Below are 1,231 nucleotides of genomic sequence, written 5' to 3' on the forward strand. Positions count from 1 at the left end.
TTCTACGAGAAGTACAAGGATATTCTTAAAACTGATGTACAAGCTGTATTACAAAAGAACAACGAAGCATGGTCTTCATTCTTCTTGTCGCTAAAGAATAAAGACAGCCTGCCACCATTCGTTCGTCATATTTACCACCGGGGTATTGGAAAGATAACAAGAAAAGGAAGTTAATCCTAGTAGTTATGCAAGACCGTTATGAGGTTGACGAAGAGAAACACTTGCTAATCCTTAAGGACTGGAAGATGGAGATACCCCTTGCAGGAAGGCTAAGGTGGTACGGTACACAAGGCAGGCTAGAGGTACACATTGATGGCAACAAGTTCTATGCTTATATCCCTGTTGACGTAGGTAGGGTTACTGCAAAGAAGAGCAAAAGACCAATGAAGGAATCCCTCATAATTCACGGTGAGAGGGATAAGACACAGATAGCTACACCTAAAGGTAATAAGATAGCATCTATTGACTTGGGCATTAACATGTTAGCAACTGTTACAGTAGATTATGGTACTGTTCTCTTTTACCGTGGTTCAACAGTTAAGAGTGATTACTTCTATTTTCGGAAGAAGGTTGCAGAGTTAGATAGACTAAAGGCTGAGGCAGAGAAGATTAATTTTTAGACAAGCCTAAGCCAATCTATATCGATTAACTATGTCATAGAAAAGGTGTGTGGACAACAATTTCATCCACCCCCATAAAATTCAATTTTATTCCAACTTATGCTAATAGATTTCGAGTAAATTGTGTTGTAGATTAGGAAGAATATTTTTAGCCATCTCGTTATTGTGTTCCTTGTTGAGTTCCATGTGAAGTGTGAGTCCATGCTTGCTAGCCTATGTTTTAAGCTCCTAAAAACTAGTTCTACTAAGCTTCTGTGTGTGGACAACAATTTGGTGTTTTGAAATAAATTGAATTTTGTTTATTATGGAAAAGTATTTTGTATGAGGCAACTCATCTATTGAGGCGAGAAGATGAATGGGTTTGATTTCCTAATACTCACCTAACTCAACGAGAAACACAATAGCAAGATGGCTAAAAATATTCTTCAATACGATTTGCTCGAAATCTATCGACATAAGTTAGAATATGGGGGTGGATGAAATTGTTGTCCACATTACCATATAATTTTATTTTTTTGAAATTTTCTGTACCTCTTCTATCTTTCTTGATTTTTCAAGAACATAATTCAACTCATTCTCGATTGGTTTTAACTTCTTAATGGTAGTCTCAT

1 protein-coding gene is annotated in these 1,231 nt (G+C 36.6%); it reads left to right on the forward strand.

Annotated features, from left to right (window positions below; genetic code table 11):
- Nucleotides 1–185: 185 nt before the first annotated feature.
- The gene (locus tag DMP16_RS09970) at nucleotides 186–620 is read left to right on the forward strand and encodes a transposase (protein WP_231961170.1); all 435 of its coding nucleotides are present in this window, start codon (nucleotides 186–188) and stop codon (nucleotides 618–620) included.
- The last annotated feature ends 611 nt before the right edge of the window (nucleotides 621–1,231 follow it).

The sequence above is a fragment of the Sulfolobus sp. B1 genome, assembly GCF_007050195.1.
Lineage (GTDB): Archaea > Thermoproteota > Thermoprotei_A > Sulfolobales > Sulfolobaceae > Saccharolobus.